At 70.0% G+C, this 15175-nt stretch carries 13 protein-coding genes; 1 reads left to right on the top strand and 12 read right to left on the bottom strand.

All coding sequences use genetic code 11. The features are described from left to right. Positions 1–17: 17 nt before the first annotated feature. The 4 genes from ACFZBP_RS28130 to ACFZBP_RS28115 all read right to left on the bottom strand — a co-directional run bounded on the left by ACFZBP_RS28130 (position 18) and on the right by ACFZBP_RS28115 (position 3913). Positions 18–500, bottom strand: coding sequence for a GNAT family N-acetyltransferase (locus ACFZBP_RS28130; protein ID WP_391417130.1), 483 nt, complete (start codon positions 498–500; stop codon positions 18–20). Further along, positions 497–1441, bottom strand: a complete 945-nt coding sequence (locus ACFZBP_RS28125) for an RluA family pseudouridine synthase (RefSeq protein ID WP_391417128.1) — start codon at positions 1439–1441, stop codon at positions 497–499. The genes ACFZBP_RS28130 and ACFZBP_RS28125 overlap by 4 nt, the downstream gene beginning before the upstream one ends. A gap of 74 nt (positions 1442–1515) precedes the next feature. Then, the gene (gene lspA / locus ACFZBP_RS28120; RefSeq protein WP_391417126.1) at positions 1516–2112 is read right to left on the bottom strand and encodes a signal peptidase II; all 597 of its coding nucleotides are present in this window, start codon (positions 2110–2112) and stop codon (positions 1516–1518) included. A 70-nt stretch (positions 2113–2182) separates the two neighbouring features. Next, positions 2183–3913, bottom strand: coding sequence for a TraR/DksA C4-type zinc finger protein (locus ACFZBP_RS28115; protein WP_391417124.1), 1731 nt, complete (start codon positions 3911–3913; stop codon positions 2183–2185). A 601-nt stretch (positions 3914–4514) separates the two neighbouring features. Between ACFZBP_RS28115 and ileS the strand changes: the two genes are divergently transcribed. Further along, positions 4515–7658 (top strand): isoleucine--tRNA ligase, encoded by a 3144-nt coding sequence (ileS, locus tag ACFZBP_RS28110; protein ID WP_391417122.1) that lies wholly within the window; start codon positions 4515–4517, stop codon positions 7656–7658. Positions 7659–7867: 209 nt separating this feature from the next. Here the strand turns inward: ileS and ACFZBP_RS28105 are convergent, their stop codons facing one another. The 8 genes from ACFZBP_RS28105 to murG form a co-directional block, all read right to left on the bottom strand. After that, positions 7868–9004, bottom strand: coding sequence for a DivIVA domain-containing protein (locus ACFZBP_RS28105; RefSeq protein WP_383444606.1), 1137 nt, complete (start codon positions 9002–9004; stop codon positions 7868–7870). 55 nt (positions 9005–9059) lie between these two features. Next, on the bottom strand, positions 9060–9347 hold the full coding sequence (locus ACFZBP_RS28100) for a YggT family protein (protein WP_004001943.1): 288 nt from the start codon (positions 9345–9347) through the stop codon (positions 9060–9062). A 59-nt stretch (positions 9348–9406) separates the two neighbouring features. Next, positions 9407–10048, bottom strand: coding sequence for a cell division protein SepF (locus tag ACFZBP_RS28095; RefSeq protein WP_030049252.1), 642 nt, complete (start codon positions 10046–10048; stop codon positions 9407–9409). 122 nt (positions 10049–10170) lie between these two features. Further along, positions 10171–10890: a YggS family pyridoxal phosphate-dependent enzyme gene (locus tag ACFZBP_RS28090; protein WP_391417118.1), complete on the bottom strand. Its 720-nt coding sequence runs from the start codon at positions 10888–10890 to the stop codon at positions 10171–10173. A 6-nt stretch (positions 10891–10896) separates the two neighbouring features. Further along, positions 10897–11625, bottom strand: coding sequence for a peptidoglycan editing factor PgeF (gene pgeF / locus ACFZBP_RS28085; protein ID WP_391417116.1), 729 nt, complete (start codon positions 11623–11625; stop codon positions 10897–10899). A 10-nt stretch (positions 11626–11635) separates the two neighbouring features. Continuing rightward, a complete protein-coding gene (gene ftsZ, locus ACFZBP_RS28080) occupies positions 11636–12859 on the bottom strand; it encodes a cell division protein FtsZ (protein WP_383444594.1) in 1224 nt (407 codons plus the stop codon). Positions 12860–13143: 284 nt separating this feature from the next. After that, positions 13144–13941, bottom strand: coding sequence for an FtsQ-type POTRA domain-containing protein (locus ACFZBP_RS28075; protein ID WP_391417113.1), 798 nt, complete (start codon positions 13939–13941; stop codon positions 13144–13146). Positions 13942–14079: 138 nt separating this feature from the next. Continuing rightward, on the bottom strand, positions 14080–15174 hold the full coding sequence (murG, locus tag ACFZBP_RS28070; RefSeq protein ID WP_359053239.1) for an undecaprenyldiphospho-muramoylpentapeptide beta-N-acetylglucosaminyltransferase: 1095 nt from the start codon (positions 15172–15174) through the stop codon (positions 14080–14082). Position 15175 lies beyond the last annotated feature (1 nt).

The following is a 15175-nucleotide window of genomic DNA, read 5'->3' as shown; positions in this document are numbered from 1 at the left end:
CGCTTACGGGCCCTCGGCTACAGAGCGCGCCGCATCGCCCGGTGCGGTATCCCCGCGTCGGGGAACTCCGGACCGTACGCCACGTATCCCAGCCGCTCGTAGAACCCGAGGGCGTGGGTCTGCGCGTGCAGGTCCACGGCCTCGAGCCCACGCGCGCGTGCCGCGTCCTCTATGGCCCGCACCAGGGCCGCGCCGACCCCGAGGCCGCGCGCCGCCCGCGTCACCGCGAGCCGCCCCAGCGAGCCCACCGGCGCCTCGCCGTCGACCTTCGCCGCGGCCGCCTCGCCGTACAGCAGCCGCCCGGTCCCGAGCGGCAGTCCGTCCTCCCGGACGGCCAGCACATGCACGGCCCCGGCGTCGTAGGCGTCGTACTCGATCTCCTGCGGGACGCCCTGCTCGACGACGAAGACCTCCTTGCGCACCGCGAAGCAGGCCTCGCGGTCGGCGGGGTCCTCGGCGACGCGCAGCGCGTACGACGTGGACGGCGACGGCGACGTCACGCGTACGTCTCCTCGCGGACCTGGTCCAGGGCCTTCTGGAGGTCGGCCGGATAGTCGCTCTCGAACTCGACCCACTGCCCGTCCCCCGGGTGCTCGAAGCCGAGCCGCACGGCGTGCAGCCACTGGCGGGTGAGGCGGAGCCGCTTGGCGAGCGTCGGGTCGGCGCCGTAGGTCAGGTCGCCGACGCAGGGGTGGCGGTGGGCGGCCATGTGGACGCGGATCTGGTGGGTGCGGCCGGTCTCCAGCTTCACATCGAGCAGCGAGGCCGCGCGGAACGCCTCGATCAGGTCGTAGTGCGTGATCGACGGCTTGCCCTCGGCGGTGACCGCCCACTTGTAGTCGTGGTTCGGGTGGCGGCCGATGGGGGCGTCGATGGTGCCGCTGGTCGGGTCGGGGTGGCCCTGGACGAGGGTGTGGTACCGCTTGTCGACCGTGCGCTCCTTGAACTGGCGCTTGAGCGACGTGTACGCGTACTCGGACTTGGCGACGACCATCAGCCCGGAGGTGCCGACGTCGAGCCGGTGCACGATGCCCTGGCGCTCGGCCGCACCGGACGTCGAGATCCGGTACCCGGCGGCGGCCAGCCCGCCGATGACGGTCGGCCCGGACCAGCCCGGCGACGGATGGGCGGCGACCCCGACGGGCTTGACGATCACGACCACGTCATCGTCGTCGTGCACGATCTCCATGCCCTCGACCGGCTCGGCGACGATCTGCACCGGCGCTGGCGCGCCCGGCATCTCGACCTCCAGCCAGGCCCCGCCATGGACCCGCTCGGACTTGCCGACCACGGTGCCGTCGACCTGGACCTTGCCCGCCCCGGCCAGCTCGGCCGCCTTGGTCCTGGAGAAGCCGAACATGCGGGAGATGGCGGCGTCGACGCGCTCGCCCTCCAGGCCGTCGGGCACGGGCAGGGTACGGATCTCGGGAATCGTGCTCACCCGTCGAGTATGCCGGACGGGCGGGACACCCCCGTACGGAGCCTGTGGACAACTCCTCCCGGCCCCTCGCGGGCTCAGTCCTTGTGGACGGTCCCGTCGGGGTCCAGCCCCTTGAACGACAGCAGCACGATCAGGATGCCGCCGCACACGATCGCCGAGTCGGCCAGGTTGAACACGGCGAAGTGCTTGGGCGCGATGAAGTCCACGACCGCACCCTCGAAGACGCCCGGCGAACGGAAGATCCGGTCGGTGAGGTTGCCGAGGGCGCCGCCGAGCAGCAGGCCGAGCGCGATGGCCCACGGCAGGCTGTAGAGCTTGCGGGCGAGCCGGGCGATCACCACGATCACGGCCGCCGCGATCACCGTGAAGATCACGGTGAAGGCCTCGCCGAAGCCGAAGGCCGCGCCCGCGTTGCGGATCGCCTCGAACTTCAGCCAGTCACCGATGATCTCGATCGGCGGGTGGTGCTCCAGCTTGGCGACCACGAGCATCTTGCTGATCAGGTCGAGGGCGTACGCGAACACGGCGACGCCGAACAGCACAGCGATCCTGCGCCTGCCCCGGGGCCGCTCGGCCGCGGGGTCGTTCGCGTGCCCGGCGGCCTGCTCCGGCTCGGCTCCCGCCGCCTCTGGGGTATCCGGCGTACCGATGATGCGCTCCGCCTCTGCCACGTGAGTCCCTCAACCTAGGTACCTGACTGAGGACGAGAGTACGACACGTCCGGGGGCACCCGCCTACCGGTCAGTACCGGCGTTCTTGCTTCTGTTTGCACTCGACGCACAGGGTCGCGCGGGGGAAGGCCTGCATCCGTGCCTTGCCGATCGGGTTGCCGCAGTTCTCGCAGAGGCCGTAGGTGCCCGCGTCGAGCCGCTCCAGGGCGCGTTCGGTCTGGGTGAGCATCTCGCGCGCGTTGGCGGCGAGCGCCAGCTCGTGCTCGCGCGTGATGTTCTTGGCGCCGGTGTCGGCCTGGTCGTCGCCGGCGCCGTCCCCGGAGTCCCGCATCAGGCCGACGAGGGACTGCTCGGAGGAGGTGATCTCCTCGCGCAGCCGCGTCTCCTCGGCCTGCAGCTCGGCCCGCGCCTCCTCGACCTCCTCCGGGGTCCAGGGGTCCTCACCGGGGCGCACCGGGAGTTCGCCGGGCTCCACCGCGGCGAGGCGTGCCTTGGGAACGGCGGTCTTGGCCGCCGTGGCCGTGCCAGGAGTCTTCTTCGCAACCACCGTCGTGGCTCCCGTCTGCTCCGCGGCCCGCGCCGCGCCCGCCTTCTTGGCCCTACCCTCGGCGACCCCAGCCGCCCGCCCCCCACGCCCCGCCCTGCCCTTGACTACCTCTCCGGCAGCGGAGCCCTTCTTAGCCGCCCCTTTCGCGACGGATCCCTCCGCAGCCGCCTCCTTCCCCACTTCCCCCTTCGTCGCCGAGCCCCTCCCCGCACCACTCAGTCCGGCCCCACTCTTCCCAGCCGAGCCCTTCCCCGCACCACTCAGTCCGGCCCCGCTCTTCCCAGCCGAGCCCTTCTCCACACCGCACACCTCGGTCACGCTCCTGGCCGCCGAGCCTTTCCCCGCAGCGCTCACTTTGGCCGCGCTCTTCTTCGCCGAACCCTTCCCCGTACCGCTCAGTGCGGCCCCGCTCTTCCCCGGGGCGCTCACCCTGGCGGTGCCCTTGCCTGCCGCCCCCTTCTGAACCGCCCCCTCCTCGACTGCCCTCACCTCGGCCGCCGCCCCCTGACCACCGGCCGCCTTCTTCCCAGAGGCCTTCCGACCAGCAGCTTCCTTCCCTACGGCCACCTTCGCAGCCACCTTCTTGGCAGCACCCTCCTTGGCTGTGCCCTCCTTGGCGGCACCTTCCTCAGCCACCGCCGTCCTTGCCGCCGCCGCTTCCTTTGCCGTGCCCTTCTTGGCCGCGGCCTCCACGCCCTTCCCGTCGGCGCCCTTCCTAGCGGCAGCCTTCGCCGCGCTCCCCTTGGCCGCCGCCTTCCTCGCCGGGGAATTCCGGTCGTCGCCCTTCTTGGCCGCGGTCTTCGATACGGCCGCGCTCCCCACGCCCGCCTTGTGAGCGGCAGCCTTCCCGCCCGCCGCAGAAGCCCCGGTCTTGCCGCCCGCCGCCTTGTCAGCCCTTCGCACCGCCTTCACCGGCTTCCCATCCCGCGCCCCCGCCGCACTCCCCTGCGCACTCTTCTTCTTCCCACCCGCGTCCTTGGCCGCACCACCGGAAGCCCCCGCACCACCCGCCGCAGCCGCACCACCGGAGACGCCGACACCCCCACCACCAGAGCCCCCTGGGCCCACCGACACACCGGCCCCACCTGAAACCCTGGCCCCCGCCGACACACCCCCACCCCGGAAACCACGCGCACCACCAGAGGCCCCCACACCCACCCCTCCGGAGGCGTCCGCCCCCACTCCGCCGGAGGCCCTCGCATGGATGGATCTACCCGACGCCGACTGCTGTACGGCGGTCTTCTTCGCCACCATGCCGCGGCCCCTTCACATATTGTGATCTTGCTCGCGAATCGTGCTGGGACGATAAATCGACTTGAGTCCCGCGGCAACGGGGCACACCGCCCGATTCGCCCGCCTCGCGCATGCCACGCGGGAGACCTGCAACCGTTGTGCCCAGCTCCCCGCCGTGTATGCAATCGAGCCGGACGTCCCAGAATCCGAACAGGCGTACCGCGCCATTCGGGTCACCCCGGCCGAGCCGACACCGCGACCCTCGGCCACCGAAAACCGGTCGGCCGCTGTCCCCGGGGCGCCGTACACTGGGCGGAGCGAAAAGCGTGGATGGGGACGAGTAGCGGCGTACGCAGCCCAGAGCGACCCGGGGACGGTGGAAGCCCGGGGGTGAGCGCGACGTGAAGATCACCCCGGAGCCGCCGGAAGAAAGCCGCAGCCGAACGGCAGCGGCCAGTAGAACCGGCTCGCGACCCCAATGAGGGGGCTCGTCGACGCACACCCCGCGTCGGAGGGCCAAGGAGGGTGGTACCGCGGGAGCGCGCCGAAACCGGCGTACGGAAACACACGGCTCTCGTCCCTCCGGACGGAAGGCAGCAAGTCCGCCGGAGGAAGCCCGCTGATGACAACGCCGATGTACCGCCAGGTACCCGCCCAGGTCGACCTGCCCGCCCTCGAGCACGCCGTGCTCGACTTCTGGCGCGAGCAGAAGATCTTCGCCAAGAGCCTGGAGCAGTCCGAGGGCCGCCCCGAGTGGGTCTTCTACGAGGGCCCGCCCACCGCCAACGGCATGCCCGGCGCCCACCACATCGAGGCCCGCGTCTTCAAGGACGTCTTCCCCCGCTTTCGCACCATGCGCGGCTACCACGTGGCCCGCAAGGCCGGCTGGGACTGTCACGGCCTCCCGGTCGAGCTGACCGTCGAGAAGGAGCTCGGCTTCAGCGGCAAGAAGGACATCGAGGCGTTCGGCATCGCCGACTTCAACGCCAAGTGCCGCGAGTCCGTGCTGCGCCACACCGACGCCTTCGAGGCCCTCACGAACCGTATGGGCTACTGGGTCGACCTGAACGACGCCTACGTCACGATGGAGCCCGAGTACATCGAGTCCGTCTGGTGGTCGCTCAAGGAGATCTTCAACAAGGGCCTGCTGGTCCAGGACCACCGCGTCGCCCCCTGGTGTCCCCGCTGCGGCACCGGTCTGTCCGACCACGAGCTGGCCCAGGGCTACGAGACGGTCGTGGACCCGTCCGTGTACGTCCGCTTCCCGCTCACGTCCGGCCCGCTCGCCGGCGAGGCCGCGCTCCTGGTGTGGACGACCACTCCCTGGACCCTCGTGTCCAACACGGCCGTGGCCGCCCACCCCGACGTCACCTACGTCGTCGCGACCAACGGCGAAGAGAAGCTCGTCGTCGCCGAGCCGCTCATCGCCAAGGCCCTCGGCGAGGGCTGGGAGACCACCGGCCAGTCCTTCACCGGCGCCGAGATGGAGCGCTGGACGTACGAGCGCCCGTTCGAGCTGGTCGAGTTCCCGGCGCCCGCCCACTACGTGGTCAACGCCGAGTACGTCACCACCGAGGACGGCACGGGTCTGGTCCACCAGTCCCCCGCCTTCGGTGAGGACGACCTCAAGGTCTGCCGCGCCTACGACCTGCCCGTCGTGAACCCGGTCCGCCCGGACGGCACCTTCGAGGAGGACGTCCCGCTGGTCGGCGGCGTCTTCTTCAAGAAGGCCGACGAAAAGCTCACCGAGGACCTCCAGCAGCGCGGCCGCCTCTTCAAGCACATCGCGTACGAGCACAGCTACCCGCACTGCTGGCGCTGCCACACCGCGCTGCTCTACTACGCGCAGCCGTCCTGGTACATCCGCACCACCGCCGTCAAGGACCGCCTCCTCCAGGAGAACGAGAAGACCAACTGGTTCCCGGAGACGGTGAAGCACGGCCGCTTCGGCGACTGGCTGCAGAACAACATCGACTGGGCGCTGTCCCGCAACCGCTACTGGGGCACCCCGCTGCCGATCTGGCGCTGCGAGGACGACCACCTCACCTGCGTCGGCTCCCGCGCGGAGCTGTCCGAGCTGACGGGCACCGACCAGTCCGGGCTGGACCCGCACCGCCCGTACATCGACGACGTCACCTTCGCCTGCCCGAAGGACGGCTGCGGCAAGACGGCCACGCGCGTGCCCGAGGTCATCGACGCCTGGTACGACTCGGGCTCGATGCCGTTCGCGCAGTGGGGCTACCCGCACAAGAACAAGGAGCTCTTCGAGAGCCGCTACCCGGCGCAGTTCATCAGCGAGGCCATCGACCAGACGCGCGGCTGGTTCTACACGCTGATGGCGGTCGGCACGCTCGTCTTCGACCAGTCGTCGTACGAGAACGTCGTCTGCCTCGGCCACATCCTGGCCGAGGACGGCCGCAAGATGTCCAAGCACCTGGGCAACACCCTGGACCCGATCCCGCTGATGGACCGGCACGGCGCAGACGCGGTGCGCTGGTTCATGGCGGCCGGCGGCTCCCCATGGGCGGCACGCCGCGTGGGCCACGGCACGATCCAGGAGGTCGTCCGCAAGACCCTCCTCACGTACTGGAACACGGTCGCCTTCCAGGCCCTGTACGCCCGTACGTCGAACTGGGCGCCGTCCGCCGCCGACCCGGCCCCGGCCGACCGCCCGGTCCTGGACCGCTGGCTGCTGTCCGAGCTGCACGCGCTGACCGACCAGGTGACCCAGTCCCTGGAGGCGTACGACACCCAGCGCGCCGGCAAGCTGCTCTCGGCGTTCGTCGACGACCTGTCGAACTGGTACGTCCGCCGCTCGCGGCGCCGCTTCTGGCAGGGCGACAAGGCGGCGCTGCGCACCCTGCACGAGGTCGTCGAGACGGTCACCAAGCTGATGGCCCCGCTGACCCCGTTCATCACCGAGCGGGTCTGGCAGGACCTGATCGTCCCGGTGTCCCCGGACGCGCCGGAGTCGGTGCACCTGGCGTCCTGGCCGGAGGCGGACCTGTCCGCGATCGACCCGGAGCTGTCCAGGCAGATGGTCCTGGTCCGCCGACTGGTCGAGCTGGGCCGTGCCACGCGCGCGGAGTCGGGCGTGAAGACGCGTCAGCCGCTGTCCCGTGCGCTGGTGGCGGCGACGGGCTTCGATTCTCTCGACCGCGAACTGCACGCGCAGATCACGGAAGAGCTGAACGTCTCCTCTCTGGCGTCGCTGTCCGAGGTCGGCGGCAGCCTGGTGGACACCACCGCCAAGGCCAACTTCCGCGCCCTGGGCAAGCGATTCGGCAAGCGCGTCCAGGACGTGGCCAAGGCCGTGGCCGACGCGGACGCCGCGGCGCTGTCCCTGGCCCTGCGCGAGGGCACGGCGTCGGTGGAGGTCGGCGGTGAGACGATCACCCTCGCTCCGGACGAGGTGATCATCACGGAGACCCCCCGCGAGGGCTGGTCGGTGGCGTCCGACTCGGGCGCGACGGTCGCCCTGGACCTGGAGATCACGGAGGAGCTGCGCCGCGCGGGCCTGGCCCGTGACGCGATCCGTCTGATCCAGGAGGCCCGCAAGAACAGCGGCCTCGACGTGGCCGACCGGATCGCCCTGCGCTGGACGGCGACCGACCCGGCGACCGTCGCGGCGCTGGTTGAGCACGCCGAGCTCATCGCCGACGAGGTCCTCGCCACGGACTTCGCCCAGGGCGAGGCGGACGACAGCTACGGCTCCCCGTTCGAGGACGAGGGCCTGACCCTGACGTTCCGCCTGCGCAAGGCGTAGTCACACTCCCCGCGCGCGTCGAAGGCCCGGGCCGCCAAAAATCTTGGCCGGCCCGGGCCTTCGGCGTTGTGTACGTCGGACACCGCATCCGATGCCCGAACAAACACCGCAAACTCCGTGAAACACGCGTAGCACAAGGGCGGGGCCCCGGATCGAAATCCGGGGCCCCGCCCTGAACGCTGCCGACGCCTACGGCGTACTACCAACCGTCAGTTGTCGTCCTCGTCGATGAGGAACCCGCGCATCGGCGACGGGGCCTGGCCCATCGGGCCCGGGCCCTGCGGCCGGACCGGCGCCATGGGCTGGGTCATTGCCGGGGACATCTGCTGCTGACCGCCGTAGGACGGAGCAGCCGGAGACGGGGCGCCGCCCATCGTCTGGTTGCCTCCGTACGACGGGGCGCTCGCGCCGGCCGGTGCCATGGAGGGCGCCGGGGACGGCGGGAGGGACGCCGTGGCCGGGGTCCGCGGCGGGGCGAGCGAGTCGTCCGCCTGGGTCTCCAGCTGGCGCAGCTGCGACTCGAGGTAGGACTTCAGCCGCGTGCGGTACTCGCGCTCGAAGCCGCGCAGGTCCTCGACCTTGCGCTCCAGCGTGGCGCGGGCGGACTCCAGGGAGCCCATCGCGACACGGTGCTTCTCCTGCGCGTCCCGCTCCAGGGCGTCAGCCTTGGCACGAGCGTCACGCTCAAGACCCTCGGCACGCGAACGCGCCTCGCCGACGATCTTGTTGGCCTCGGAACGAGCCTCGGCGATCGCCTGGTCGGCGGTCTGCTGGGCCAGCGAGAGGACACGGGCGGCACTGTCGCCACCGGGACCACCCTGACCCGGGCCGCCCATGGGGCCGGGGCCACCCATCGGACCGCCCATCGGGCCACCCATCTGCTGCTGCATCGGGGGCTGGCCCATCGGCCCCGGACCCTGGCCCATTGGACCGGGACCCTGCGGGCCACCCTGACCGCCGGGACCGGCGGGCAGCTGCGGAGCACCGCTGGGCAGCTGGGGCGGGCCTCCCATGGGGCCGCCCATCTGCTGCTGCGGCGGGCCCGATATGCCGGCGGGTACAGGAGCGCCGGGACCGCGCATGCCCTGCTGAGGCATGCCGCCCTGCTGCTGGTCCTGCGGACCGCCGGGACCCTCCGGAGGCTTGCGCATGTTCTGCTGGTTCTGCGCGGCGGCACGCGTGGCCGCGGCCAGTTTGGCGCGCAGGTCCTCGTTCTCGCGGAGCAGTCGCGTCAGTTCGGCTTCGACCTCATCGAGGAAGGCATCGACCTCGTCCTCGTCATAGCCTTCTCGGAGGCGGACGGTCGTGAACTGCTTGTTCCGCACGTCCTCGGGGGTCAACGGCATCTCTTCACCTCAACGTTGTCGTCGGCAGTCGGCAAGACCGTATCTGTCACATCGCTCACATCGCGCTCCGCACGAGCGTGATCAGGATGTAGACGATGATCATCAGTACGAAGAAGGACAGGTCGAGCGCCACGCCCCCGAGACGCAGCGGCGGGATGACCCGCCGCAGAAGCTTGAGCGGTGGATCAGTGACAGTGTAGGTGGCCTCCAGAACGACCACCATCGCCTTGCCGGGTTGCCACGAGCGGGCGAACTGGAAGACGTAGTCCATGACCAACCGGAAGATGAGCACGATGAGGAAGACCATCAGCGCGATGTAGAGAACCTGCAAGACCACGCTCATGACTGGTGCTTCCCTCTCCCCTGTTCCCTGATTCGTGCGTTTGTTTCCGGTGGTGCGTCTCAGCTCTGGTTGAAGAACCCGCCCTCTGCGATACGGGCCTTGTCCTCCGCCGTGACATCGACGTTAGCAGGCGACAACAGGAACACCTTCTGCGTCACCCGCTCGATGCTGCCGTGAAGACCAAACACCAAACCAGCCGCAAAGTCGACAAGTCGCTTCGCGTCTGTGTCATCCATCTCAGTCAGATTCATGATCACCGGGGTGCCTTCACGGAAGTGTTCCCCGATGGTACGGGCCTCGTTGTAGGTCCGCGGGTGAAGTGTGGTGATCCGGTACGGCTCTCGTTCCGACACGACCTTGGGCATGATCACCGGTGCGTTCTTCTCCAGGCTTGCGCGTTCTTGTGTGATGGACGCCACGGGCGCGATGCGCGCCGGGCGGCCGGATTCCGCGGGTAGCGAAGTCGATCGGGCCACGGGTTCACGCGGCGCGGGCGGCTGTACGATTCGCACCTCTTCGTCCCTTTGGGACTGGTGTGCACTGTGCGACTGGTGGGACGGCTCATGCCGTCGATGGTCCCGCTCGGGCTCCGGGTCCAGCTCGGGCTCGAAGTCGTCATCGGGGTCGAACCCCCGGCCGTCGTACCCATCGTCCTCCACGAGGCCGAGGTAGACCGCCATCTTGCGCATCGCGCCGGCCATGCTCTGAGTCCTCCGCTCTGTGGTGGATCGACTGCCAAGTGCCCGCGATCCACGCGGTCGTTACGCCCGCCTTTCGGCGATATTGACCATATTTTCTACTGTGGTCCGACTTCCTGGCGACGTTACCCGAGCCTGGGGCGGACTCCGAGTACCGCAGTGCCGACGCGCACATGTGTCGCACCGGCCGCCACGGCCTCTTCGAGGTCTGCACTCATCCCTGCCGAGACCATGTTCGCAGCCGGATGAGCTCGGCGCAGGTCCGTCGACAAATCCATCAACCGCTCGAAAGCCGCCCGTTGGCGCCCCGCGTACTCCCCGCCGAGCGGGGCGACGGTCATGAGTCCGTCGAGCCGGAGCCCGGGGGCATGCGCGACCAGGTCGGCCAACTCCTCGATCCCGCCGGGCGCCACACCACCCCTCTCACCCCTCTCGCTGTCGCCCGCGTCCAGCGCCACCTGGACCAGACAGCCGACCTCGCGCTCCTGCCGTACGGCTTCCTTCGACAGGGCCGTCACCAGCTTGGAACGATCGACGGACTGCACGAGATCCGCGTAACCGACCACAGATCGCACTTTGTTGGTCTGCAGCTGGCCGACAAAATGCCACGCAAGGGGCAGATCCGAGCATTCGGCGGCCTTCGGTGCCGCGTCCTGGTCGCGGTTCTCGGCGACATGGCGCACACCGAGTTCCGACAGCATCCGTACATCGCTCGCGGGATAGGTCTTGGTGACCACGATCAGGGTCACCTCCTCGCGGGCGCGCCCGGCCGCCGCACACGCCGCGGCGATGCGGTCCTCCACCTTCGCCAGGTTCGCGGCGAGTTCGTCCTTACGGTCCGTCATGTCCATTCAGTCCAGCCATACATAACCCGCGAGCCGACCGGTGGTGCGGTCGCGGCGGTACGAGAAGTGGTCGCGCGACTCCAGCGTGCAGACCGGCGACTGCTCCCGGTCGCGCACCCCGAGGCGCCCGAGCTGGGCGTGCACTCCGGCGGCCACGTCGACCGCGGGCGTGTGCCAACTCGTCTCGGCGTACGCCGCCGGCTCCACGGCGGTCACTTCGGCGCGCATCGCCTCGGGCACCTCGTAACACCGTCCGCAGACGGCGGGGCCGGTGCGGGCGACGATCCGGGCGGGGTCGGCGCCCAGTTCCGTCATCGCGCGTAGCGTGGCCGGGACGACCCCGGCGATCATGCCGGGCCGCCCCGCGTGGGCCGCGCCGACGACCCCGGCGACGGGGTCCGCCAGCAGGACCGGCACACAGTCGGCGGTGAGCACGGCGAGGACCAGCCCCCGCCGCACCGTGACGATCGCGTCGACCTCCGGCACCGGGCGATCACACCATGGTCCGTCGACCACGACGACGTCCGCCCCGTGCACCTGGTTCATCCAGACGACCTCGTCCGGGCCGAGCCCCAGGGACTTGGCGGCGAGTTCGCGGTTGGTCCGTACGGCTTCGGGGTCGTCGCCGACCGCTCCGCCGAGGTTGAGCTCCTCATACGGAGCGGCGCTCACCCCGCCCCACCGGTCGGTGAAGGCGAAGTGCGCGCCGCTCACGGTGTCGCGCTGTCCTATCACGTCTGCAGGATCACTTAAGGAAGTCCGGAACGTCCAGCTCCTCCGCCGCACTGTCGGCGTAGGTCCGCGACGGCGGGACCGGCGGGGCGACCGGGATGTCGTTCACCGGCTCGGGCGCGGTCTCGGGCTCCTCCTTCGGCGTGACGCTGCCGAGCGAGCCGAAGGACGGGCGGCTCTCGGCCGGCCGTGCCGGAGCGGGCTCCTCACGGCGGGCCGGGGCCGAGGAAGAAGAGGAGGAGGACGACGACGAGGTCGACCCGAGGACGTTGTCCCGGCGGGCCGGCGGCTGGCCCCCGTCGAAGCCGGCCGCGATCACGGTGACCCGGACCTCGTCGCCGAGGGCGTCGTCGATGACCGCGCCGAAGATGATGTTGGCCTCGGGGTGGGCGGCCTCGCTGACCAGCTGGGCGGCCTCGTTGATCTCGAACAGACCGAGGTCGGAGCCACCGGAGATGGAGAGCAACACGCCGCGGGCGCCGTCGATGGAGGCTTCCAGCAGCGGCGAGGAGATCGCCATCTCGGCCGCGGCCACCGCGCGGTCGTCGCCGCGGGCCGAGCCGATGCCCATGAGGGCCGAACCGGCCTCGGACATGACCGACTTGACGTCCGCGAAGTCGAGGTTGATGAGGCCGGGGGTGGTGATGAGGTCGGTGATGCCCTGGACACCGGAGAGCAGGACCTGGTCGGCCGACTTGAAGGCGTCGAGGACCGAGACCTGGCGGTCCGAGATGGACAGCAGCCGGTCGTTCGGGATGACGATGAGGGTGTCGACCTCTTCGCGGAGTTCGGCGATGCCGTCCTCGGCCTGGTTGGCGCGGCGCCGTCCCTCGAAGGTGAACGGGCGGGTGACCACACCGATGGTGAGGGCACCCAGGGAGCGGGCGATGTTGGCCACGACGGGCGCGCCGCCGGTGCCGGTGCCGCCGCCTTCACCGGCCGTCACGAAGACCATGTCGGCCCCCTTGAGGACCTCCTCGATCTCCTCGCGGTGGTCCTCGGCGGCCTTGCGGCCGACGGCCGGGTTGGCTCCGGCGCCGAGTCCGCGGGTGAGTTCACGGCCGACGTCGAGCTTGACGTCGGCGTCGCTCATCAACAGAGCTTGCGCGTCGGTGTTGATGGCGATGAACTCGACGCCCTTGAGACCGACCTCGATCATCCGGTTGATGGCATTGACACCACCGCCGCCGACACCGATGACTTTGATGACTGCGAGGTAGTTCTGCGGTGCTGCCACGTCGAAGGCCTCTCGCCTCGAGTTACGGGTCGTCGGATCACGAGAGGCTGTGCTTCGTGAACCGCGACTGATGCCGAATGGGACGGTCCGTAGCGCCGACCCGAACCCTAACCCTGAAGTTTAGGGTTACCAGTGTGTCTGTTCCTTGAAGTCTTCTGAACAGGACACTAAGTCGACAAGTGGCGCACGTTCAACGAACACGCCGAACCTCCCGTTTTTCTTTTCACCCTATGTGATCAGCCGTGTCGCTGCCCAACCAGGGTGCTGGCCTGCGCGGATGTGCGTCAACTCCCGGCTGACGCAGGCGCGGTGGGAACGCTGACGTCGAAGTACCGCGCATCCGGCGAGGCTTTCATGAGAGCGGTGAGTGTGCGGGCCTTCGCGGCCCCCTTCTCGCCACTCCCCCAGGCGACGGTCGTCCCGCCGGTCAGGACCAGTGAGATGTCGTCGTAGGAACGGACCTTGACGACCTGAGTGTCGCGTGCGACGGCGTCGGGAAGGGCCCGGGCGACGCGCACCGCCTCCCGCACCAGACGGCTCTCCCCGAAGCGGCGCAGGCTCGCGGCGGCGGAGCTCGACCGGGACACCGTCAATTCGAGCGCGGGAACGCCTTTCGGAGGCTGAGAAACCGTGGCGAAACGGACGCCTTCCTTGTCCACTTCGACGAACTTTCCGTCCTTTTGGACAATCAGAACCGGAGTACGCTCCGCCACTTTAAGGCTGATTCCATGCGGCCAGGAGCGAACCACGTCAACCACGTCAATTCGGGGCAATTCCTGGCGCAGTCGCGCCCCAATCGCGTCGGTGTCGACGGAAATCAGCGGCGCGCCCACGGGGACGTCGGCCACCTCCTGGACCTGTTCGGGCGTCAGAACCCGGGTCCCGGAGACCGATACGCGCTCGACGCGCAGCCATTTGGAGCCGTACAGCAGCCACACGGAGCCCGCACCGAGGAGGACGAGCACCACAAGAAGAATGATGATCGTACGAAGTCTCGGAGTCGGCCTCAATCGCCGGGCGAGGGGCGGGTCGGACGACTCCTGCTGGCGTTCACCGCGCTCCGCGGTCGTCGGTCCGGCCACGCGCACTCCTTTCGTGGCTCGTTCACCTCCGGGGCGCCACGTGTCGGTGTCGAGAGCCCGACCGTGCTCAGCCCTTCGGGCCTCCGCGCGCTCGACCTCTCGACACCGACGCGCCCCTTCGGCTCACTCGCCGATGCGTTACTGGCGTCGGTGCGAGGCGATCGCCTCGTACACCATGCCGACGAGCAGGTCGTCGGCGTCCCGGCGGCCGAACTCGCTTGCGGCGCGGGACATCTCGTACAGCCGGTGCGGGTCGGCGAGCACGGGCAGGACGTTCTGCTGCACCCACTCGGGCGTGAGCTCCGCGTCGTCGACCAGCAGTCCGCCGCCGGCCTTGACCACCGGCTGGGCGTTGAGCCGCTGTTCGCCGTTGCCGATGGGCAGCGGGACGTAGGCGGCCGGGAGTCCGACGGCGGAGAGTTCGGCGACGGTCATCGCGCCCGCGCGGCAGAGCATCATGTCGGCCGCGGCGTACGCGAGGTCCATCCGGTCCACGTACGGTACCGGGATGTACGGGGGCATTCCCGGCATCTGGTGCACCTGCGGCAGTTCGTTCTTCGGACCGACCGCGTGCAGGATCTGGATTCCGGCCTGCTGGAGCCAGGGCGCGACCTGCTGGACGACCTCGTTGAGGCGGCGGGCGCCCTGCGAGCCGCCGGACACCAGCAGTGTGGGCAGGTTCGGGTCGAGGCCGAACGCGGCGCGGGCCTCGGGGCGGACGGCGGCCCGGTCGAGGGTGGCGATGGTCCGGCGCAGCGGGATGCCGATGTAGCGCGAGTTGCGGAGCTTGCTGTCCGGGGTGGAGACGGCGACCTGGGCGGCGTAGCGCGAACCGATCTTGTTGGCGAGGCCGGGGCGGGCGTTGGCCTCGTGGATGATGATCGGCACCCCGAGGCGCTTGGCGGCGAGGTAGCCGGGCAGGGCGACATAGCCGCCGAAGCCGACGACGGCGTCCGCCTTGGTGCGCTCCAGGATCTGCTCGGTCGCCTTGATCGTGCCGCGCAGCCGGCCCGGGACGGTGATCAGTTCGGGCGTGGGCTTGCGGGGCAGCGGCACGGCGGGGATCAGCGCGAGCTCATAGCCCCGCTGCGGGACGAGCTTGGTCTCCAGGCCGCGCTCCGTGCCCAGGGCCGTGATACCCACGGTCGGGTCCTGCCTGCGCAGGGCGTCCGCGAGGGCGAGCGCGGGCTCGATGTGGCCGGCGGTCCCCCCACCGGCGAGTACGACATGCACC

Origin of the sequence: Streptomyces sp. NPDC008086, assembly GCF_042957325.1 — a bacterium.
Lineage (GTDB): Bacteria > Actinomycetota > Actinomycetes > Streptomycetales > Streptomycetaceae > Streptomyces.
This window is presented reverse-complemented; position numbering and strand designations above follow the sequence as displayed.

Coding starts and splice junctions, on each gene's coding strand:
- ACFZBP_RS28105 (WP_383444606.1), bottom strand. CDS start 9,004: ATGCCGTTGACCCCCGAGGACGTGCGGAACAAGCAGTTCACGACCGTC.
- ACFZBP_RS28115 (WP_391417124.1), bottom strand. CDS start 3,913: ATGGTGGCGAAGAAGACCGCCGTACAGCAGTCGGCGTCGGGTAGATCC.
- ileS (WP_391417122.1), top strand. CDS start 4,515: ATGACAACGCCGATGTACCGCCAGGTACCCGCCCAGGTCGACCTGCCC.
- ACFZBP_RS28095 (WP_030049252.1), bottom strand. CDS start 10,048: ATGGCCGGCGCGATGCGCAAGATGGCGGTCTACCTCGGCCTCGTGGAG.
- ACFZBP_RS28090 (WP_391417118.1), bottom strand. CDS start 10,890: ATGACGGACCGTAAGGACGAACTCGCCGCGAACCTGGCGAAGGTGGAG.
- ACFZBP_RS28100 (WP_004001943.1), bottom strand. CDS start 9,347: ATGAGCGTGGTCTTGCAGGTTCTCTACATCGCGCTGATGGTCTTCCTC.